18 protein-coding genes are annotated in these 22,330 nt (G+C 49.2%); 7 read left to right on the forward strand and 11 right to left on the reverse strand.

Annotated features, from left to right (window positions below):
- Nucleotides 1-916 precede the first annotated feature (916 nt).
- From ACR6Z4_RS24340 to ACR6Z4_RS24350, 3 genes are all read left to right on the forward strand, one after another.
- The gene (locus tag ACR6Z4_RS24340; RefSeq protein WP_479719929.1) at nt 917-2,122 is read left to right on the forward strand and encodes an N-acetylmuramoyl-L-alanine amidase family protein; all 1,206 of its coding nucleotides are present in this window, start codon (nt 917-919) and stop codon (nt 2,120-2,122) included.
- 8 nt (nt 2,123-2,130) lie between these two features.
- Complete coding sequence (locus tag ACR6Z4_RS24345; protein WP_479719930.1) at nt 2,131-3,057, forward strand: 2-hydroxyacid dehydrogenase; 927 nt, start codon at nt 2,131-2,133, stop codon at nt 3,055-3,057.
- Nucleotides 3,058-3,711: 654 nt separating this feature from the next.
- Nucleotides 3,712-5,583, forward strand: a complete 1,872-nt coding sequence (locus ACR6Z4_RS24350; protein WP_479719931.1) for an APC family permease — start codon at nt 3,712-3,714, stop codon at nt 5,581-5,583.
- Nucleotides 5,584-5,759: 176 nt separating this feature from the next.
- Here ACR6Z4_RS24350 and ACR6Z4_RS24355 read toward each other — a convergent pair whose 3' ends face one another.
- The 5 genes from ACR6Z4_RS24355 to ACR6Z4_RS24375 form a co-directional block, all read right to left on the reverse strand.
- Nucleotides 5,760-7,100 carry a homoserine dehydrogenase gene (locus ACR6Z4_RS24355; protein WP_479719954.1) on the reverse strand — a complete coding sequence of 447 codons (1,341 nt, stop codon included), beginning with the start codon at nt 7,098-7,100 and terminating at the stop codon, nt 5,760-5,762.
- A 281-nt stretch (nt 7,101-7,381) separates the two neighbouring features.
- Nucleotides 7,382-9,379: a sensor histidine kinase gene (locus ACR6Z4_RS24360; RefSeq protein WP_479719932.1), complete on the reverse strand. Its 1,998-nt coding sequence runs from the start codon at nt 9,377-9,379 to the stop codon at nt 7,382-7,384.
- Nucleotides 9,380-10,126: 747 nt separating this feature from the next.
- Entirely contained in the window at nt 10,127-11,821 is a 1,695-nt protein-coding gene (locus tag ACR6Z4_RS24365; protein ID WP_479719933.1) for a glycoside hydrolase family 3 N-terminal domain-containing protein, read from the reverse strand.
- A 22-nt stretch (nt 11,822-11,843) separates the two neighbouring features.
- Complete coding sequence (rbfA, locus tag ACR6Z4_RS24370) at nt 11,844-12,221, reverse strand: 30S ribosome-binding factor RbfA (RefSeq protein WP_479719934.1); 378 nt, start codon at nt 12,219-12,221, stop codon at nt 11,844-11,846.
- A 65-nt stretch (nt 12,222-12,286) separates the two neighbouring features.
- Nucleotides 12,287-12,490 carry a DUF751 domain-containing protein gene (locus ACR6Z4_RS24375; protein ID WP_479719935.1) on the reverse strand — a complete coding sequence of 68 codons (204 nt, stop codon included), beginning with the start codon at nt 12,488-12,490 and terminating at the stop codon, nt 12,287-12,289.
- Nucleotides 12,491-13,371: 881 nt separating this feature from the next.
- Here ACR6Z4_RS24375 and ACR6Z4_RS24380 point away from each other — a divergent pair.
- Entirely contained in the window at nt 13,372-14,199 is an 828-nt protein-coding gene (locus ACR6Z4_RS24380; RefSeq protein WP_479719955.1) for a DNA adenine methylase, read from the forward strand.
- Here the strand turns inward: ACR6Z4_RS24380 and ACR6Z4_RS24385 are convergent, their stop codons facing one another.
- The gene (locus ACR6Z4_RS24385; protein WP_479719936.1) at nt 14,200-15,198 is read right to left on the reverse strand and encodes a 3'(2'),5'-bisphosphate nucleotidase; all 999 of its coding nucleotides are present in this window, start codon (nt 15,196-15,198) and stop codon (nt 14,200-14,202) included.
- 173 nt (nt 15,199-15,371) lie between these two features.
- Here ACR6Z4_RS24385 and ACR6Z4_RS24390 point away from each other — a divergent pair, with 173 nt between their 5' ends.
- Together ACR6Z4_RS24390 and ACR6Z4_RS24395 are read left to right on the forward strand one after the other, a co-directional pair.
- A complete protein-coding gene (locus tag ACR6Z4_RS24390) occupies nt 15,372-16,343 on the forward strand; it encodes a phosphodiester glycosidase family protein (RefSeq protein WP_479719937.1) in 972 nt (323 codons plus the stop codon).
- Nucleotides 16,344-16,785: 442 nt separating this feature from the next.
- Complete coding sequence (locus ACR6Z4_RS24395; RefSeq protein WP_479719956.1) at nt 16,786-17,619, forward strand: alpha/beta fold hydrolase; 834 nt, start codon at nt 16,786-16,788, stop codon at nt 17,617-17,619.
- A gap of 70 nt (nt 17,620-17,689) precedes the next feature.
- Here the strand turns inward: ACR6Z4_RS24395 and ACR6Z4_RS24400 are convergent, their stop codons facing one another.
- Complete coding sequence (locus ACR6Z4_RS24400) at nt 17,690-17,968, reverse strand: DUF1816 domain-containing protein (RefSeq protein ID WP_479719938.1); 279 nt, start codon at nt 17,966-17,968, stop codon at nt 17,690-17,692.
- Between the two features lie 77 nt (nt 17,969-18,045).
- A complete protein-coding gene (gene rlmB / locus ACR6Z4_RS24405; RefSeq protein WP_479719957.1) occupies nt 18,046-18,924 on the reverse strand; it encodes a 23S rRNA (guanosine(2251)-2'-O)-methyltransferase RlmB in 879 nt (292 codons plus the stop codon).
- Here rlmB and ACR6Z4_RS24410 point away from each other — a divergent pair.
- A complete protein-coding gene (locus ACR6Z4_RS24410) occupies nt 18,923-19,336 on the forward strand; it encodes a hypothetical protein (protein ID WP_479719961.1) in 414 nt (137 codons plus the stop codon). The genes rlmB and ACR6Z4_RS24410 overlap by 2 nt on opposite strands.
- A gap of 397 nt (nt 19,337-19,733) precedes the next feature.
- Here the strand turns inward: ACR6Z4_RS24410 and ACR6Z4_RS24415 are convergent, their stop codons facing one another.
- The 3 genes from ACR6Z4_RS24415 to radC form a co-directional block, all read right to left on the reverse strand.
- Complete coding sequence (locus ACR6Z4_RS24415; protein WP_479719958.1) at nt 19,734-20,162, reverse strand: Mini-ribonuclease 3; 429 nt, start codon at nt 20,160-20,162, stop codon at nt 19,734-19,736.
- 655 nt (nt 20,163-20,817) lie between these two features.
- A complete protein-coding gene (locus ACR6Z4_RS24420; RefSeq protein ID WP_479719959.1) occupies nt 20,818-21,186 on the reverse strand; it encodes an STAS domain-containing protein in 369 nt (122 codons plus the stop codon).
- Between the two features lie 114 nt (nt 21,187-21,300).
- Nucleotides 21,301-22,032 (reverse strand): RadC family protein, encoded by a 732-nt coding sequence (radC, locus tag ACR6Z4_RS24425; protein ID WP_479719939.1) that lies wholly within the window; start codon nt 22,030-22,032, stop codon nt 21,301-21,303.
- Nucleotides 22,033-22,330: the final 298 nt, after the last annotated feature.

A 22,330-nucleotide genomic window follows, 5' to 3' on the forward strand; every position in this document is an offset into this window, starting at 1 on the left:
GTGGGGTTGTCAACTTGAAAAAATGGGAGAGCGAATTTCATACAAAAACCAGATTTACGAATGAATCAGCTTTTGAATGCGATCCCCGTTACAATCCGTTACAAAAACCTGGCTCTTCTCATTAAATTTGTCGTAGGTGGCAAATTCCCCAGATCCATCCGCTAACCTTTATCCCCCCGTTGCCGGTTGTGGAAAACGCGAAGCTGCCTGTGGAAAACTTCGATACTCCTGTGGAAACTATGTGGAACAGGTGGGGAAAAGAAAGTGATAAGTTAAGAATTGTTTCATGTGGGACAACGTCTGGAAAAGTCAGAAATCGATGAACAGAAGTCTTGAAAATGGTAGGTTTCTGTTACACTGATCGGCGGATTGATCGATCGGGTAGCGCAGACGAAAAACAAAAATGTTTAGATTTCGTAATCTAAAATTTGATGAATGCTACCGTTTGCTTACAAATCAGGAATGCGCCGAACTGTGGGAAGGCTGTGGAATTCTAAAGGGAACGGCGGCAAAATCGCGGTTGATGGGGTGCCGATTGTTCGGGCGTGTGGAGTTGTGAACAATCTCGGCTGAAGGCGATCGCCGTTGGGCTTTTTCGGGCTGATGTTTGAGGGCAATCGGTTTTGCGTCGCCTGTCTGAGCAAAGTCCCTTTAAGTGTTGCCCTGAAGTTTTTAGGTCAAATCAAGCTTGACTGATATAAAAAACCCTGGTATTTCTACCAGGGTACAAGGTGATCTCATCCAACAACTAAATTTCAGTATTCCCAGGTTTGCGTTGACCGTAACGAGAACAACCGTTTCTGCCGATAGTTTCTCGGTGGAAGGGAGTTTTACACCGGATCTGCTGTTCAACGCCCGGACTGATCAGGTCTGAGACAGCAGTATCCTGTTTTTGATTTACTGAAGGAGATTAAATTTGGGTTGGTGTCGCTTCCTATCCGCTAGTTTTGGTGTTTCTGTTGTTCTTTTAGGAGTTTCCCCAACTCAAGCCCAGGTCAAACAGACTTGTGTATCGCAAGATACTTCGCCCAGTGCATTGGCTCAGTCCGGTTCATTGGCTCAGTTGACCGATTTTTGTATGGCAGGCGATCGCACCGCTGCATCGATCATGGCGATCGCCTCCGTCCCCGCTATACTGACCGCTCAAACCTCTTCTGAACCAACCACCGATAGCCCTCGCCAACGGGCACAGATTCAATCGCTGAGTTGGTCGGCAGAGGGTAATCAGCTGATCATTACTGCCGATCAGCCGATCACATTCAGCAATGGCTGGGATCGAGCCACCGCAGATTATCAAATCACCATTCCCCATGCCCGCTTAACGCCATCGGCGATCGCCCCCCAACCTCCTGAAAATAGTCCCTTCTTGCAAATTCGGTTGCGGCAGGCAGACCCCGATACTGTGGTGATTTTGGTGAAACCTGCGGCTGGGATTCACATCGGCAGAGTTGTTCAGCCCGACAATCAATCGATTGCGTTGCCCCTCTTACCGGCAGGCACCACGAGTCCTGTGGTGGGTTGGACATCGGGTGATTCTGTGTCAGCGATCGCATTACCCTCTGTTGGCGATCGTCAGATTGTGATCGTGATTGACCCTGGTCATGGAGGCAACGATCCGGGGGCGATTGGCATTAACCGCCTGCGCGAAGTAGATGTGGTCAATCCGATCGCCTTTCAGGTTGCTGAATTGCTAGAGCAGCAAGGGGCACAAGTCGTGTTAACCCGTTCTGACAATCGCACGCTGACGTTAGACCAGCGGGTACAAACGGCAAGTCGTGCCAGAGCTAACCTGTTTGTTAGCATTCACGCCAATGCCATTAATCTCAGCCGTCCAGATGTTAATGGGTTAGAAACTTACTACTATTCATCTTCTAGTCTGCGGTTAGCCGAAACGATTCATGCGAGTGTGTTGAGTGCATCGGGTGTTCCCGATCGCAGAGTGCGGCAAGCCCGATTTTATGTCTTACGGCACACTACAATGCCCGCTGTTTTGGTAGAAGTTGGGTTTGTGACGGGTGCCGAAGATGCTCAACGGTTGTCTGATGCCGAATATCGTTATTTGATGGCACAGGCGATCGCCCGTGGCATTTTACAATATGTCACCAGCAGTTCATCGCCTTAGAATTACTTATGAAAATCGTGTTTCCTGACTACGCCGATCTGCTGGAAGACGACAAAACTCGCATTCGCCAGCTGGGAGACGTCACTTTCTACGACGATACGCAGGATAGTGAAGCAGAAACGATTCGTCGGATTGCTGGGGCAGAGCTGATTGGGGTGAGCTGGGTCGATATTACGGCAGCAGTGATGCAGCAGTCGCCCAATTTGAAATATATTGTGGCGTTAGCGGTGGGCTATGACCAGATTGATGTCAAAGCGGCAACAGCCGCAGGCATTCGAGTGATCAATTGCCCGACTCACAATGCCCTGGCAGTGGCGGAATATACGATTGGGGTGATGATTGCGGTCACCCGGCAGATTTTGCCTGCCAATCGGGCACTTCAGTTGGGCGAATGGACACCAGTTCAATATTTGGGGACAGAGTTACAGGGAAAGACGCTGGGTTTGATCGGCTATGGCACGATTGGTCAAGAGACGGCACGGTTGGCACGAGCCTTAGGGATGCAGGTAAAGTGGGCAACATCAACAACCTCATCAGAAGCGTTAGACGATCTGATTGCCACTGCCGATATTCTGAGTTTGCATGTGCCACTGACTCCCAAAACCCATCATTTGCTGGACGAGCGTCGGTTGCATTTACTCAAACCGTCAGCCTATCTAATTAACACGGCGCGAGGGGCGATCGCCGATCAGTCTGCGCTACTCAAAATTTTGCAAGCCCATCAAATTGCTGGAGCCGCGCTGGATGTGTTTGACCATGAACCCGTTACGGGGGCACCCAATGCAGAAATTATGGAGCTGGTCAAACTGGGGCAGGTGCTGGCAACGCCTCATATTGCTTATAACACCGAAGAGACGATCGTCAGGCTTGGGGCAGAATTAATCCGCAATATCCAGGCTTGTCTGACGGGAGCACCGATTAATCTGGTGAATTAAACGTGAATTTCAGTCCCGTTGAGAGTGAAAATTAAAACGTAAGTTAATGGATCAGGCAATGTCTGAATCTCTAACCCGTTTGCTTGAAAAAAGGATATCTCTCTAACCTGAAAGCCTACGTTTTTATGTTAGAAAAACACCTGAATCAGCGATCGCATAGTGTCCGTTGGCACAGCATAAAACTCTCGATAAAACTATAGTGCGACGCGCTCAAAACCGGGATAGTGATGGGTTGAGATACTGTACTCTACATAGCGTCTCAACGCACTATAGCGGTACGCATTAGAGTTAGGACGGGGCGTAGGGGTGGAACTCCTGCGTAGGGGCACCGCCCCCACCCCCCAATGTCCTGACTAGATTGCGTAGAACCATATTCGTCTTAACTCGATAACGTCGGGCTAGATCGCGATCGCCAATAGATTATCAGAGGCGTACCCCGAAGAGGTTCGTCTCTCACAACTCGCGTATTTTACAGCTCCTTTCAGACTGCTATCATTCATGGAATTCATCTCTGCTTTTGGCGCTGCGGATGGCAGAGATCGGTGTTCTGCATAGAAATATGTATCCCCAAATTGTTCTACCCAACATCAGTTTTCTCCGTCATGCCCCGTTCGTAAAACTGATTTATTACCTTAATCGCTTCAATAGTTGTCTATGGCTGTTCTGTCTTCGCTCAAACGGTTTTTTATTGGTAAGACACTCCCAACCAGTGCTCACACCGAAGAAAGGCTCAGCAAAGCTGAAGCTCTTGCAGTTCTCTCGTCGGATGCATTGTCTTCGGTCGCCTATGCGACACAGGAAGCACTCCTGGTTTTAGTGGCAGCAGGAACAAGTTCTAATGTGTTGGGATTATCGATCCCTATCTCATTTTCTATTGTGTTGCTGTTGGGTATTGTAGTCGTGTCTTATCGGCAGACCATTCGTGCTTACCCCAAGGGGGGTGGATCGTATATTGTTGCTCGCGAAAATTTGGGGCTTTACCCCGGCTTGATTGCTGGGGGGTCGTTGATGATCGACTATGTCTTAACCGTGACGGTCAGTGTGACTGCCGGGGTAGAAAACTTAGTTGCTGCCTTACCTGCGTTGCATGGGTTTTCCGTTGATTTGTGTCTCACCTTTATTGTGTTGTTGACACTCGTCAACTTACGAGGGGTACGGGAAACGGGCAAGTTGTTCATGCTGCCGACTTATACCTTTGTGTTCAGCATGTTTATGCTGATTATTTTGGGATTGGTTAGACAGGCGACCGGAGATGTGGTGACGGACGCGGCATCGGTGAGTGTGGCAACGGGGGCAACCGAAAGCCTGAGTTTATTTCTCATCCTTCGAGCTTTTTCTGCGGGCTGTACGGCTTTGACTGGGGTAGAAGCAATTTCTGACGGAGTTCTGGCGTTTAAACCGCCCGAATGGAAACATGCTCGTCAGACTTTAATCTATCTGGGCGTTTTGCTCAGTGTGATGTTTTTGGGAATTAGTTATGTTGCCCATCTCTACCACATCGTGCCGGATCTATCGGGTAAGCAGACGGTGATCTCGCAACTGGGGAACCAAATTTTTGGCTCCGATCCGCTGGGTAGAGGAATGTACTATTTTGTCCAGATTTCTACACTTCTGGTCTTGTTATTAGCTGCCAATACGAGTTTTGCGGATTTCCCCCGGTTGTGTTATTTCCTGGCGCGAGATGGATTTTTGCCCAGACAGTTATCGATCCTGGGCGATCGCCTGGTGTATTCCAACGGCATCTTGATGCTCAGCGTATTTGCTGCCATTTTGGTAATTATTTTTGGTGGCAGCACGACGGCATTAATCCCACTCTATGCCGTTGGGGTGTTTACCTCATTTACCCTATCGCAAGCCGGAATGGTGCGGCATTGGTTTAAAGAGCGATCGTCCGGATGGCAACCCAGTGCCTTAATGAATGGCATTGGCACCTTCTGCACGGCTCTTGTCTTGATCGTGGTGATTTGGACAAAGTTTAGTCGGGGTGCATGGCTGGTCATTTTAGCAATTCCCTTATTAGTCCGCTTTTTTGTTGCCGTGCATCGCCACTATGAAGATTTTGCCGCCAGAATTAGCCTGAAAGAATTACCTCCCCGTAGCTACATTGAACGACCCAAAGGATGGGTTGTGACCCATCCGGCTCTGGTGGTGATTGGACAACTCAATCGCGGTACGATCGAAACGCTCGACTATGCCCGTAGCATTGCGGACGAAATCGTTGCAGTCCACGTCGATATTGGTTCTACCGATCGAGAGGAAATGCAACGGCGCTGGCAGCAAGTCGCGCCCGATATTCCTTTGGTGATTTTAGATTCGCCCTATCGCTCGGTGGTCAGCCCAATTTTGGATTATGCCAAGCAGTTTGAAGCTCGATACCCGGGTATCTTATCCACCATCATCATTCCGGCAGTGGTGCCCCGCAACTGGTGGGAAAGTATTTTGCACAACCAGACTACATTTTTCCTCAAAGCTTCACTGAGAGCCAAACGAAGTCGCGTTGTTACGACCGTTCGCTATTACTTATAGTAGCCGAAGGGCTGGTTAGGGCAGATAGGACAGGGGTTCTACCCCTGCACCCCGTTCTAATTGACCATTCAATTGCTATATAAATGGTAGTCCTGAATCAGAGCTGATGCAGAGCGTTGGGATTCCTGCCCAAAGGGCAGGAATCCCAACGCTCCCCAGTGCTTTTGCATAGGGGGTTAAAGCACTCGCAGCAAACTCGCAACGCTATCTAAAGCGTCAAAGCTGCGAATTTCTTCGAGCGCCCGATGGAAGTTGCCCTCTTGGACAGAGTGGGTAACGACAACAATTTCAGCTCTGCCGTCGCGCATACCAATCTGCACAACCGATTCTAAGCTGACATTGTGGTTGCCAAAACAGGTTCCTAGTTTGCCAATTACACCCGGACTATCTTTGGTTAAGAACCGGACATAAAACCGTGTTTCCAGTTCTTCCATGGGCGTAATCGTGCAATAGTGCTGGTGTGAACACGCCAACAGTGGGTCGAGCAGAGGGGTGCCGTCTGCTTGCGTAGCGGTGGTTCGACCGACTTTGAGAATGGCAGCAATATTGAGAATATCGGATACTACAGCACTGGCGGTCGGACCTGCCCCCGCACCGGGTCCGAAGAACATGACTTGTCCGATAGGTTCTCCTTCGATCAAGATGGCGTTATAAACACCACTGACGCTTGCCAGGGGATGGCTCTTGGCGACCAGGGTGGGGTGGACTCTGACCTGAAGTTGATCTTTTTTCTCCAGGGCTTCGTCGTCGAGTGGATAGATATCTCGTTTGGCAGTAGCTAATAGCTTGATCACAAACCCCAGTCGGTCGGCATAGCTGATGTCGGCAGCCGTGACCTTGCGAATGCCTTCGCAGTAGACTTCTTGTAACTTAATCCGTCCACCAAAGGCTAAAGATGCCAGGATAGCAATTTTGTCGGCAGCATCAAGTCCTTCGACATCGGCGGTGGGGTCGGCTTCGGCATATCCTAATCTCTGGGCATCCGCCAGAATTGTTTCAAAATCTCCCCCTTCGGTTTGCATCCGGCTGAGGATGTAGTTGGTGGTGCCGTTAATAATGCCCATTACCGTGTGAATTCGGTTGGAGCAAAGGGATTGTTTTAACGGCTCAATAACAGGAATACCACCTGCCACAGCTGCTTCGAGCAAGACATAGACGCCTGCTTTGTTAGCCGCTTCAAAAATCTCTTCGCCAAACCGAGCGATCGCCGCTTTATTCGCCGTAACGATGTGTTTACCATGGGCGATCGCCTGAAGCATCAGCGATCGCGCCGGTTCCAGCCCACCGATCACTTCTACGACAACATCAACCGCTGGATCAGTGACGATGGATTCCAGGTCGGTCGTCAACATGTCTTGGGGTAAGTCAACAGAGCGAGGTCTATCGAGCGATCGCACGCCTACTTTATAAAGTTCAATTTCTTTCAGCAGAGGATGCCGAAAAGAAGGATTGAGCAAAATATCTGCTGTTCCTGCACCAACCGTTCCGAGTCCGAGTAAACCGACCTTAAATGCCACGATTTCAACCTGTTTCAAACATCTTCCTTCCAATTGTAAGGATGTGTGGTCAATCAGTGCAGTAGTTCTTAAAGACGCTGATATATAGCAATCCTATGTGATTTGTGAAAATGATCAGTTGTGAAAGCGCTCGCCCGGAGGGCGGGCGCTTTCACAACTGATTTAGGATTGCTATAGCAGGTCTAAATGAGGTGTGAGATAAGCGGGTTATGAGAGGCGAACCCCGCAGGGGTTCGCCTCTCACACCTCATTTGGGATTGCTATAGTTCAGGGTCATTGCGTTAGGACGGCGGCTCTAGTTTGGTCGGCAAATAGATTGTGAATATGGAACCCTGACCGCTTTCACTGCTCACCGTAATCGCTCCACCCATGAGCTGGCAGAGTTTGTGGGTAATGGCTAACCCCAGCCCTGTTCCCCCATATCGCCGGGTTGTAGATTCATCGGCTTGGGTGAAGGGTTGAAAGACTCGTTTAACCTGATCGGGGGTCATGCCAATGCCGGTATCGATGACTTGAAAACGAATCAGGGAGGGGTGGAGGGATGAAGGGGTGGAGGGGTGGAGGGGTGAAGGGGGGGACAACTCTTGAACGTTGTCGTGTTTCGTCGATCTGCCTTCTATGGCTTCGATCGCTGCGTCCTGTTGCTCTTTCGCTCTGTCTCGTTTTATCGCTTCATCCGTTAGGGTTGCGATGGTGCCATCGAGTTGTAGCTCTGCGGTTTCTGCGGGTTGGACGATGAGCGTAATTGTGCCGTTGTGGGTAAATTTGCAGGCATTGCTAATCAAATTGAGCAAGCACTGGCGAATGCGAACGGGGTCGCCGTACATTTTTCCCAGATCTGCTGAGTAATCGACGGTGACGATATTAGAGTTTTGATTTGCCAGGAGCTTCAGCGTTGCTGCAATGTCTTCGATCAGGTCTGACACTTCAAAGGTTTCCAGAGACAAGTTCATCCGCCCAGATTCAATTTTGGTCAGATCTAGCATGTCTTTGATTAAACCCAGGAGATGTCTACCCGCACTGTGAATTCGTTGTAGATCTTCGACAAAATGAGAATTTTGACTGACTTTAAAGTCCTCCAGAAGCATTTCGCTATAGCCAATGATCGCGGTTAGGGGGGTGCGGAGTTCGTGACTCATGTTAGCGAGGAACTGGCTTTTGGTGCGGCTGGCAACTTCGGCGGCTTCTTTGGCTTGTTGCAAAGAAAGGGCAACTTTTTGGCGATCGCCCTCATAGCTTTCTAATGCTTGCAACATCTGGTTAATCGCGGTTGCCAGGTCTGCCAGCTCATCTGCACCTCGGACGGAAACCCGACCCGACAACCCAGTCTTAATATCGATCGCCCCTACTTCGGTGCTGAGATTGGTTAACCGTGCCAACACAAGTTTCTCTAACAACAGCACAGCTGCCAGTCCAAAGATTAGATCTAACAGCACAATCGCGGCGGCAAAATAGCGGAGGGTGACTTGGCTCTGCTGATAAATGGTGCGTTTGCTATCCACCCGGACTAACACCGTGGGTTGGTCGTAGATATCAGGTAGCAGCGTGTATCCGGCAATGATGTCCTTGCTGAGCGGCTTGATGACAATGGGTATCTCAGTCGAGAGTTGGCGTGAGATATGGTCTAGATCGGGCGGTAGCGTCGTATCGGTTGCCGATTTTAAAACCAGTGACAACCGAGTAATTTCTGCCAGATGCTGCATTTCTGACTGGTCGATGTATTGACCAAAAACCATCGTTCCACTCACGGGTCCTTCGCCTTCGTCATTAAGAATCGGGAGGGACGCAATCAGCATCAATTTTTCTGACAAAACCATAATTCCGGTAATCGTGCTGTCTGGATCGGGATGATCCAACAGGCGATCGCCGGGCACCAAACGAGTCTGAATAGCCGCTGGCAACGGCAGAGGTTGTTGTGTGTCGGGATCTAAAACCGTGCCATACAAAAGCTGCCCGCTGGTATCTAAAACAGCCACCATATCGGCTTGCAAGACTTGCAAAGCAGAGGGGTTGAGATAATTTTCAGGAAAGTCTGGGTTACGACCCTGGGCAAAGTCTCGGGTTGCACTCCAGGATGACTCGCCCGAAAAACGGTCGCTAAACTGGCTACTAAACTGATTCAGGGCATTGACGGCACTATCTACCAGTTCTGCCGTCTTCTCGGTTTCGACACGCTGAAAACTACCCCCCAGAATGATAGCGGCGATCGCATATAATCCTAGATTCGCACCGACTAAGATTGCACCGACAATAAGCAGAGCCTTCTGACGCAGCTTCATGAATTTGAGCGAAGACGTTGGTTGAGTAGAACTGAGTAGCTGGGGGCAAGTGACTGACAGATACGTTGGGGGGTTCCAGCATCACGGATCGGGGATTGAACCAAACTCATACCAATTTAATTAAGAGCACAACAGATCTCTGTACGGGCTTGGCAGTGCCAAGCCCCTTCTGAACTTTTACGTGCCTAAAGATTCGTTTAAATCGGTATCAATTCTGGTTCAGAGAGCGACGGCAGAGCCGTCGCTCTCTGAACCAGCCTGACAGGTTAGGAAATCCGTCAGGCTAAGGATCACAAATTCATTAAAACCCGGACGTTTATGTTTGGAAGCGCGGCGGAGCCGCGCTTCCAAACATAAACCTTCGGTTTATTCAATCCACGATCCTAAGTAAAGTTTCGGGTCTATCGTTCGATTAGGTTCGAGACGAAATCCATCCTGATCTCATGTGAAAACAGTCATACAATATCGATCCACCCGTTCGAGCGAGAGTCCGGACAGCTCTTTTGGCAAAATCGGGTATGGCTAAACCCTGGTACGAATTTGGCGATCAACGCAAAGGTCTCATCGCCAAGTTCATCGCCAAGTTCATCGCCAAACCAGCAACGCGTTTGGCAAAATTGACACGGTAATCGGTAGGGACGCTTGAGCAGGGAATGGGCGTGTTTTTAACTCAGTATAAAGTGCTACTCCTGGCGGAGCCTCGTTTTGTTGGACACTTTTACAGATTGCACGAGTCCTGCATTCCGGTCAGGTCGTAAATTGGCGATCGCCTGATATAAGGGTTTGAGATACCAAATCCGCGTGGGAAAAGAGCTTGTTAAGAGCGATCGCCTGGGCGCTGGGCATCTGTCCGTAGGTAAAGACATAGGGAATGTCGGGAGCCAGGTGCGGCAAAAACTGCTCCAGGCTGTAAGGGCTGCCGTAGAGCACCAATGCTTGTAATTGCCGAGTTTTTTGCAAAGCGTGCAACCAATCTTGAGCCATTTGGGTGAGTTTGGCATTGCCCCGAAATGGATTGCCTCGGATAAACACTTGTAATAAGGTCGGTTGTTGCGGCTGAGAGGCAGATTCAAATGCCAGGGGTGGTGTATGGCAATCAATCAGATGCAGTTGATAGCCCCGTGTTTGGGGTAAAGCGATCGCTGGAGCCTGTCGCCCTAGAAAATGGCTCTGGAGGATGTCATCGAGCAGGATGAGATTGAGCGGGGGAGATTGGGGGGAGGTGGGAGGTGGGGAGGATAGGGGAGATGGGGAGGATAGGGGAGATGGGAAATGGGAGTGGAGGGATTGGTGTAGGATTGCGTCAACGGTGGCGATCGCATCGGGTTGAGCTATCTGATTCAGCTGAATTGGGGGTGGAGCAATGGTTTCCCATTGGTGAGATGTGTCGCCTGTTAATGAAGCAGCGCAGGTTTTTTGTTTGGCGCGCCAGATGCGTTCAACAGATGCCTGAATCTGGTCTAGCGAAATTCGTCCGGTTTCTACAGCATGGCAGACGGCGGCGATCGCGGCTTCTGGGTCGGCAGGCATCAGCAGAATATCGGCTCCGGCTTCGACTGCCAGCACGGGGGCTTCGTTGCTGCCATAGTGCTGAGCGATCGCTCCCATAATCAGGGCATCGGTCACAATCAGCCCGTCAAATCCCAATCTCTGGCGTAGGATATCGGTAAGAATGGGGCGCGATAGTGTTGCCGGATAGGTGGTATCGATAGCGGGGAGTTGCAGATGGGCGGTCATGACCGCATCAACACCGGCGGCGATCGCGGTTTGAAAGGGCAGCCATTCAATGGTTGCCAGTCGCTCTAGAGAATGGGGCAAAACAGGCAGGCTGAGATGAGAATCGGTTGCGGTGTCTCCATGCCCTGGAAAGTGCTTGGCAGCAGTCAATACAGGATGCTGTTGTGCTCCGCGAATAAAGGCAGTGGTTAATTGACTGACGATCTCAGGCGTTTCTGCAAATGCCCGCACGTTAATCACCGGATTTTGGGGATTATTATTCACATCCACGACGGGAGCCAAAGTCCAATTCAGCCCAATCGCCAATGCTTCTCTGGCAATCACATCTCCCATCTGTTCGGCAAGTCGCAGGGCAGTGGGCAAATCTTGACGGGCGATCGCCCCTAATGCCATGGGGGGTGGAAACCAGGTTGCTCCAGTAAATCTTTGCCCCACGCCTTCTTCAATATCTGTGGCTAAGAGCAAAGGAATGGTTGCCCAAGCTTGTAATTGCTGCGATCGCAATCCCAGCTCAGCGGCGCTCCCGCCCAGCACAATCACGCCCCCAACGCCCAACGTTTCTATCCAATGCTGCAACGTTTTTGCAGGGGGTTCCCAGGCAGGATATTGAATTTGGTGGTCAAACAAATAGCCCGATGCCCGCACCACGACCATCTGCGCAACAAGTTGGGCAAGCGATAAATTTTCCCAATCGGGCAAAAGCATAACGCAAGGAAACAAGAGAAAATTAGTCGTCTAAGGCTTCTGGCTTACGCTCTTGGCTCAAACGATTGAGTAACGACAACACCTGTGTTCCCCGTTCAATCGACCGATCTTCCAAAAACACAACTTCTGGGGTACGGCGTAACCGAATTCGCTGACCTAACTCACTGCGAACAAAGCCTGTTGCAGATTTCAACCCTTGCATCGTTTCAGATCTGGCTTCATCTGTGCCGTAAATACTGACAAAGACTTTGGCGTGTTGTAAATCGCCCGACACTTCTACATCTGTAACGCTGACCATGCCCACCTGCACCCGGTCGTCTTTAATTTCGGAGATCAGCATTTGGCTGACTTCACGCTTAATTAATTCAGCTACGCGGGCAACCCGCCGATCCGTAGCCATACTTTTCACCCCTTCAGCAACGATCCGGCAAAGTAGTTCTTCAAACCCATGTCTCAAAGCCTACTTCAAACACCATTTAACCCCAGCATAGCGCGCAAGGTAAAGAAGATGAAGGAAAGGGCAGACAGTAATAGCAGGCTGGTGGCGATCGCGGTAGAAGGTCGTTTGAATAAAGACAGGAATGGACTGAGCAGCGTGTACAACACACCCAGAGAGAAAGAGATCAGATATCGAGGATATCGGGAAACATTCGTGAAAAAGTCTTGCATGGATCTAGCCTACTGACGGGATGGATAACTGCGTTAGAGCATCACTACTGTTGAAACATTGTACGAGACAACCTCGCCCTGACGCAGCTGTTGCGCTCCCCAAAAGAATTGAGGTTGAGTCAATTCACCGTCCTTAGGAGCACAAATTAATTAAAACCCGGACGTTTATGTTTGGAAGCGCGGCTCTGCCGCGCTTCCAAACATAAACGTCCGGGTTTATCAAATCCACGATCCTTGGGAGTGGGAATTAAATAACGTCGGTGATTTGTTGGAAGGGGCGAACGGCCGTTCGCCCCTTCCAACAAATCAATAGTCGATCTTATTTAATCCACGATCCTTAGTCCTGCTATTCACAAATAGGGTTCAACCAGGGGGTGCGGGGGCGCAGCCCCCGCACCCCTGTCCGAACCAGATCTGGGATTGTATGAAATTTTTATCAAAAAGTTAGCCGTGTGAATTTACTAGATATAGTGCTGACTTTTATGGTTTTTGATCAGCTAACACTATCTGCAAGATCATGGGAAATATTTGGCATCTTTAGGCTGATTCTTATTTTCTAAAATACTTATCTTTTATTGAATAGATAATGTTTAATAAGGTATCAATGGACTAGTACAGTTTTTTGAGAGCGTCATCTTTAATCATCGATCAATGCAGGATGACACATGAAATAAAACCCGGACGTTTATTTTGGCAAGCGCAGCGTCGCCGTGCTTCTCAAAAAGAGTTACAGGTTGATGAATCTGTAATCTTTAGTGCTGACAACACCAGTGTCTAAACGTGCGCCATGGATTGAGATTTGTACTGAAACTGGGCTGAGTGGTCGCAAACCATCTACAAATCGCACCGGACGTATCACCCAATTTAATACCGAAATATGTATGGTTTATTCTCCTGTTCAGGCGGTTTCGGCTCGCCCATTTCTCAAGTGGGCAGGTGGAAAAGGTCGATTACTGCAACAATATATTTCTTATTTCCCCAGTTCCTTTGACACCTATTACGAGCCATTTTTAGGCGGTGGGGCTGTTTTTTTCTATCTGTCGCCCCGACGTTCTCACTTGATGGATATTAATCCAGAGTTGGTGAATGTCTATCGCTGTATTCGTGACCAAATTGAAGGGGTCATTGGCTTGCTGTGGGAGCATCAGCGCAATCATTCCAATGAATATTATTACTACCTGCGATCGCATCCTGGCTCCAGTGAAATTGAACGAGCCGCCCGACTGATTTATCTCAATAAAACCTGCTTTAACGGACTGTATCGAGAAAATTCTCAGGGCAAATTTAACGTGCCGATGGGACGCTATAAAGATCCAAAAATTTGCAACCCAGCGTTACTCTATGCGGCATCCTCTGCTTTAAAGCGGGCAACGATCAACGTCTATCCATTTGATATGACGTTAGAAGATGCGAGAACGAGTCAAGATTTTGTGTATTTTGATCCGCCTTATCATCCCATCAGCGCCACGAGTTGCTTTACATCCTATTGCCGCTATTCATTCAATCAATCCGATCAAATTCGCCTCAGAGATACGTTTGTAGAATTGGCGCGACGGGGGGTTAAGGTGATGCTTTCTAATTCCGATTGTCCTTTCATCCGCGAGCTCTATCAGGACTTCACCATCCACACTATTTATGCGTCCAGAGCCATCAATTCCAATGCCCAACGACGAGGAAAAATCTCTGAGGTGTTGGTGACTTCTTATTAACTAAAGGTTGAGCGATTCGACGGAGGTCAGTTGGCGAATGGTGTCGAGGGCTTGGTCGTGTAGGTCAGCATTCCCCGCCACAATGCCCTGATTATTGATCAATTTAAAGCCAGCGGAGAAGTCTAATGGCTTGCCATGCATATCGGTCACTCGTCCCCCTGCTTCTTCCAATACAATCACTCCGGCGGCGTGATCCCAGATGTTTTCGCGGTAGTCGAGTTCACCAACCCAGGGCAGTCGAATATACAAAGCGGCTTGCCCACAGGCTACTAAGCCATACTTGGCAAGACTATCTACTTCCAGAGGTGGGTTGTGTAACCCAATAGTTTTAGCAACCTGTTGCTGCAAGGCGCGATCGCCATGTTCTTTTTCAACACTTTCGGCAAGGCGGAGCTGCACTCCCTGCAACTGTTTTGCGGTTTGGATGACACAGGCATTGTCGTGCTTCAGGCTGAGCAACGTGGTGCCCTGACCTTTTGCCGCTACAAATAAGACCCCTGTTTCCTCTACCCCGTTGATCGTCAGAGTTAGCGCCGGACAACCCAAGACGCCTACCGTTACGGTTCCTGCTTCAACCAGTGCCAGCGCGATCGCATATTGATCGCCACGGATAAATCCTTTGGTGCCGTCGATCGGATCTAGGGTCCAATAGCGATCGCACACGTTGCCAGTGCCTTGATCAATCCATTGGAGGATCGTATCGCTGGTCGCGTCGGGTGCGATCGTCTGGACGTACGTTGTAATGTGTTGCAATCGTTCTGCCATCTCTGGCTGACGCAACATGGTTGTACTTTCTTCACCCACAACTGGATCGTGTGGAAAAGCGTTTGCCAATGCTCGACAGATCACGGCTTGGGCGCTGAAGTCAGCGATTGTCACAGGGCTGCGGTCTTGCTTTTGCAGGGTGCTTTCGCTCCGGCTCTGGCGCACTTGCTCACACAGATGAGCTGCCACTTTCACCGCAGCGATCGCAATCTCTCTTTCTTGTTCGTATGCCATGGGTTGAGGGTGTTCTTCAATTTCCTAAGCTAATCATTACAAATCTTGCCTGAAGTTGCCGAACAAAAAAAGAATAGGCTGACACCAGCGAGTTAGGACAGATGATGTGATGAAAAGCGTCGCGTCGCGACGCTTTTCATCACATTACTCTTCCGGTTTTGAGCGAGAGCGGTATGGGAGATTACAATAGACACCGTCCCCAACGAGAACTGAGTGAAGGTGGAATAGGGCGTGTGCGGAAAATCGGGCTAACAGGATTACTGCTGGCAATTTTGGCAGGGTGGTTGGGGGTGATCCTGTACTCAAAAATGATGCCTCTGTTAGTGGCGAAAGCCATGGCACCCTATGCCGTTGTCTCTTTACCTCCCCGACCTGTGGACTATCAAACGTACAGAGTTGAGCAAAGTCTGGTACACACGTTACGTATTCCAACAGACGCCTATAGGGTCATACCTGCGATCGCATCTACGACCCGCACAGTAGAAGACTTCGCTCAAGCAACGGGAGCGATCGCCGTCCTCAATGGTGGGTTCTTCGATCCGGTGAATCAGCAAACAACCTCATACGTCTTGATCAATGGCGAAACCGTTGCTGATCCCAGCCAAAATTCAAGATTGATGGACAATCCACGCCTGACTCCTTATCTCGATCAAATCCTCAATCGCAGTGAATTTCGTCGCTATCAATGTGACCAGACCATTCGCTACGCCATCGTTCCCCACTCAGACGCGGTGGCGTCAGACTGTCAGTTAATCGACTCTCTGGCGGCGGGGCCCCGCCTGTTACCCGAGCTCACCTTGGAGGCGGAAGCGTTTGTTGAAAGGGTTGATGGTACGGTGATTCGAGATGCCATCGGCAGCAGTCAAGCCAATGCCAGAACCGCGATTGGAATTGCTGAGAATGGCGATATGGTCTGGGTGATGGTAGCCCAGTTGCCCGAGGCTCCGGAAAATTCGGGCTTATCGTTAGAGGCGATCGCCGATTTCATGACGTCTCTGGGTGTAACTCAGGCATTGAACCTGGATGGGGGCAGCTCTTCCTCGCTGTATTACAATGGCGAAACTTTCTATGGCAAGCTGGATGACGCTGGCAATCCGGTGCAACGTCCAGTAAAGTCTGTACTCATCCTCCAGCAACAGTCTTAGACTTATGGATTTCCTGTTGAGTAGAATCTCAGCGTTATTGCGGCGCTATGGACTTACAGCCATTTTCAATTGATTAAGCCACAGATTTTTTGTTGTGTGCCGCGCGGAGCGCGGCACACAACAAAAAATCTAAACATATTCAAGCGCGAAGCGCTGTAGGTTTGAACAGGGTGTAGGGGTAGAACCCCTGTCCGGGGACGCAGCCCTCGCGCCCCTGTGCTAACTAGCCCTCCGGCTACTGTAAGACTGTTTTTGGGATGAAACTTTTAAGCTTGTCTCAACACTTGGGATGAGCCATCCTGGTCAAAATTGTGCCAGATTAGAACCTGGGATCAACGACATCGAAGCTATTTCTTGCGTCGAAACTGCCATCATTGCTCCCAATTGAGGAACTGTAAATCACTGTCCGGGTGAGTGCTTGCCGCGTAAAACTTGCGAATTTATAGAAACCTCAGCCCATACGCAACTAGCCGTATGGCAGCAGGGGACTGGTTTCCCGATCCTGTGTTTACATGGGCATCCGGGTTCGGGTGAGAGCATGTCGATCTTTACCGACTTCTTATCCCAGCGGTTTCGCACGATCGCGCCCGATTTGCGAGGCTATGGCAAAAGTCGGACAAAGACAGCCTTTCAGATGTCGGATCATTTGCCCGATCTGGAAGCGATTTTGGATCACTATCAAATTCCCCAATGCCTGGTTTTGGGATGGTCTTTGGGTGGAATTCTGGCAATGGAATTAGCCTTGCGTCAGCTCCATCGAGTGCGGGGTATGATCCTGGTCGCCACTGCTGCCCGACCGAGAGGCAATCACCCGCCAATCACCTGGCAAGACAATGCTTATACGGGGTTAGCTTCAATTTTTAATAAGTTACAACCGGGCGCACAATGGACTATCGACTGGTTGGGTAAGCGATCGCTCTATCGCTACTTAATTCAACAGCATACGCCGCTTGCCTATCACTATCTGGCAGAGGCAGCGTTGCCTGCTTACTTGCAAACCTCTAATGTTGCCCATCAAGCTCTGAATGCAGCTTTACAAAAAAGGTACGACAGGCTCGAAGCAATCGAGCAGATTCAATGTCCAAGCCTGGTACTAGCTGGATCATGCGATCGCCACATTACAGCTGCGTCTAGCCTGGAAACCGCTCAACATCTACAGAAATCAGAGTGGAACTGTTATGAAAACGTTGCCCACCTGTTTCCCTGGGAAATTCCCCATCGGGTGCTGCAAGATATTAACGATTGGTTGGATAGACATCCAGAGTGCTATGGCTAAGGGCTAGAACCCTGCATGGATCCCTGCTAATGCGTTACATCAGCGAAATAATTAGCCGCTAAAGCAACCACTAGCCGCTGTAAGCGGGTGAGGTATTTTGGGGCATGGCGACATCCGAAAATTCATCGTAAATCGTCAATTTATCAGGCTTACAGCGTTTAATTTGTACTCTTATGTTTTGTGCACCCTCTTGCTCTAAATCCTCAATGTATCCAGGCTGATGCATGGCTGCTTCAGCCTCAGATAGAAAAGGACCGAAGTAGTAGGTACAGTGGGGTGCTTCAGTGATGATTTCAACCCACCATGCCTGACCCAAAGATTTAAGAATATTAGTCCAGATTTCCTTCATAGTCCTCAAAAATTTGTTTGAGTGTGGTGTAGATGCAAGCAGGATATTAACAGATCTTTAATAACCCACATATTTTGTTATACTCTGTCGGATTTCCTTTGCAAAGAGTCCATCGATAGAATGTTAGACCAACGTTGCCGATAAATTTCGTAAAGTGCCATACCAGCAGCTACTGAAGCATTAAGGCTGGGGGTCTTTCCTTGTAGCGGAATTGAGACTAAAACATCGCATTGACGTTGAATCAACAAACCTAAACCATCTCCTTCAGAACCCATCACCAAGACGGCAGATTTGGAAAACTCAACGGTGTGCACGGGCTGACTGCCATCTACGGCAGTGCCATAAATCCAAAATCCCGCGCTCTTTAATTCTTCCAATGCTCTCGCCAGATTGACAACCCTGGCAACTGGAAAACTTTCTAAAGCTCCGGCAGCGACTTTGACTACCGTAGACGTGATCCCAACAGAGCGTCGCTGCGGGATCACCAGACCTTGTGCCCCTAGTGCTTCAGCCGTGCGGATGATGGCTCCTAAATTATGGGGATCGGTGATGCCATCCACCGCCACAATCACGGGATGTTCGGTTTTTGCTTTTGCCTGATCAATCAACTCGCCCAGATCCAGATAACCGTAGGGTGCAATCTGTGCGGCGATCCCCTGGTGGTTGCCACCCTGAACCATTTGGCTTAGACGGCGAGAATCAACTTCATCGACAATGGCACCATTGGCTTTTGCTTTTAACAACAATCCGCGAAAGCGGGGATCGTAATGAAGCTTGGGCAAAATCCAAATGCGATGCAGCGATCGCTCACTTTCTAAGGCGGCTAAAACCGGATGCCGACCATAAATTAAATCACTGTCAATATCTGATTCCGTTGGTGGGATCGTTTCTGGCTCTGGCATTGACGATCTGGAAACGGCTGGCAGACTCAGGCGATTTTTAATGCGGTGAGGGATGGTGTGCCCACTCGCAACGACAACCCGTTTCTTAAATTTATCCGGTGAGTTTGGATCTGATCCCCTAACCCGAGGCGAGGCTGAATCGTATTTAGCAGATGGGGATCGTCTGGGTCGATCGCTATCGGCTGACCGTTTTGGTCGATCGCTATCTGAAAAAGACCGCTTGGGACGATCGCTATCCGAAAAGGAACGGTTTGACCGATCGCTATCTGCAAAGGAACGCTTAGGGCGATCGCCGTCTGAAAAGGAACGGTTTGACCGATCGTTATCTGAAAAAGAGCGCTTGGGGCGATCGCCATCTGAAAAAGAGCGCTTGGGACGATCGCTATCCGAAGCGGCTCGTCTGGATCGATCGCTATCCGATGAACGTCTGGGGCGATCGTTGTCAGATCCTGCCCGCCTGGGATAATCGCTATCCGATGAACGTCTGGGGCGATCGCTATTACCTGGGGATCGTTTAGGGCGATCGCTGCCCGAAGCAGAACGTCTGGGGCGATCGCTCTCACCATTTTGGTCTTGTGGCGCGGGTAAATTGTCACGCTTGACTTTGCGTTTAGAGCCAAAATTTCGATTCTTATTAATTGCCATTGTCATGATCCCCTAACATTCTGTGTTCACAATTCGATATATAAGTGTTCCGAGATCAACAGATAGGCGCTACATCTCGACACTCAACCCCTCGGAAAAGGTCGCAAAGCGCTGACATTCTTGCATCAATGCCAACAACCAACGTCTTTTCCTCAATGCAGATCAATTTTTTGGGACATTACACCCAACTTGAGCTGACCTAGAACCGTTGAATCTGCTTACTCATTCGTCGGTTCAGCCGCGTCTGGCGGTAAATCAAAATTAATTTGAGACAAAATTTGAGTTAGACGTGAAGGGTTCGTCAGATACAGATATCCAATCAAAGCTTCCAAACTACTAGCCTGCTGATAAATACTAAGTGCAACGCGCCTGGGCCCTTTAGCAGCGGCATTTCGCCCCCGTCTCACAACTTCACGTTCTAAATCCGTTAACGTTGGTTCCAGCGATCGCAACTGACGCATCTGGCTTTCTGCTCGCACCTGATCAACCACCTGTTGATGATAGGTTTTCAGGCTTCTTGGGGGTACCAAATAGTGGAGCCGGACATATAACTCATAGACGGCATCCCCAATATAAGCCAAAGAGGCTGGAGATAGGCGTTCAATATCCGTAGGGTGCTGGAGTCCTGCGGCTAAGACTCCATGCAATTGAGTAGCGGCGAATGTCTTCCAGTCATCTGGCAACAGTGGCGAATTTAGCTCTTCCTCAGCTTGCACATTTACAGCCCTTGAGATCCATAGTTCTCATCAATGCTATATTCGACGGCATCTTGCACTCCCTAGTTTGGACTCACTAATTAGTTTGGACTCACTAATGGGTTGGCGTTGCTAATTTAGGCTATGAAATTTGGTGTGAGTGCCTCACTCTGTGGGGCACTCACACCAAATTTCATAGCTGGATTCAACAATGCCATTGATTTATAAAGATAAAGATATATTGGTCTTCTATACCGCGATCTTCTAGCCGCTTGCCAGGATTTATATCGAATCATGGGTCGTCAGGCTGACATCGCTACCCAAATGAAGCTATTAGGGGTTTGATAAACTACTTGGGCGGCAGGAAGACCTACCGCCCAAAAGCTTTAAATACATTGCCACAAAATATCCATGGAGGTTTTTGGAAGATAGATGATGAGTACAAGCCTTAGCCAAGGGATCTGACTCACTTAATCTTTATAGGCTCCACACATCCAAAAACGTGATGCAAGGGCTTGAAACCGTTTAGCGATCGCGCGAGATAAACCTAAACGGGACAAAATTAAAGATTGATGATGACAAGAGCAATCTCACCTGAAAGATGCACTCAAGACTGCTTCAAATTCTCTAATGCAACGTCAACGGATGGCTGCAATGCCAAAAATTGCTCTAATCGGACTAACTTGACGGTTTGAGTAACCCGTGGATTTGTGACAATTTGTAGTTTTCCGCTCGATCCTTGAACTTTTTTGGCGAGTTGTACTAACGCGCCTAGACCGGAGCTATCTACAAAATCAATTTGAGCCAGATCCAAAATAATGTTTTTGGGTCCTTCCTCAACAAATTTATCGAAAACCTTGCGGAATGTCGGCTCAGAAAAAGCATCCAACAATCCAGCAAGACGGAACAATTGACAGTTATCCCTAACTTCGCGAGTACCTCTTAAACTGACGGTTAGGGTGAGTGGCTCAGGAATAGAAACCTCCTAACAAATGTTCTAAAACGGCTTACGTGTATAGTTCGAGGCTTAAGTATAAGTTAGCTTGCGTTCTTGTGCAACCTTTGCGTCGAATTCTTTAATAGACTATCACTAATCGTCTTGAGGAACCTCCTGCCAAAGGGTTGTAGTTTGGCGCAAGCTAAGATGATTGCCACTCCCTAAGATTAAATGATCTAGCAACGGAATGCCTAGCAATTTTGCTCCTGTGAGTAATTGTCGGGTCAGGCAAATGTCTTCTGGGCTAGGTTCTACACTACCAGATGGATGATTGTGGGCAACAATCAGGCGAATGGCTCCCTGGCGAATGGCTTCCCGAAAAATATCACGAGGATGGGCGAGCGTTTCGGTAGCGGTACCGATGCTCACCACCTGACTGCCGATGAGCCGATGTTTCACATCTAATAAAAGAACTGCAAACCGCTCTTGCGTTTGCCACATTAAATCGGTACTGAGAATGGCGGCGGCGATCGCCGGATCATCAATCACAGGTTTATCAGAAGGTCGCGAGTACAGCACCCGTTTGCCCAGCTCAATGGCTGCCAGAATAGATGCCGCTTTGGCAAGCCCAATCCCTTGAATTTGCATCAACTCTTGGGCTGTGATGTGGCGCAACACATCCAGCGAATCGCGTTGATGTTCGCCCAGTTTTTTTAAAATATATTGTCCTAAGCCAATCGCCGATAGTTTTCCAGGACCCTGACCTGTGCCAATTAAAATGGCGATGAGTTCGGCAGTCGAAAGGTTATGAGCCCCTTGTTCTATCAGCCGCTCACGCGGTCGCTCTGTAGTTGGTAAATCTGCAACGCGAAGTGTATAGACCATGAATGCACCCCAGAAGCCAACGAGAATCACGAAAGCTCTTGCACCATAAAACCTTAAAACCCTGCATGGGCAGGGCTTTTGATCTAGTTTTCAAGTCGGTTGAAATACTTCGACAATGGCACAGATCTCACCCAACCTGATGTGCAAAAGAATTCGTATGGTTTAGTTATTCCCAAAGACGGCAACTGTGTGACAGGGTAACTCAGGATTGTAGTGCGATGCATTCAGATGCGGAAAGGCGATGTGAAAAGCGGCGCGCCGCGCCGCTTTTCACATCGCCTGCGGTTTAGGATATAGC

The organism is Calyptranema fuscum S582, from assembly GCF_055793305.1.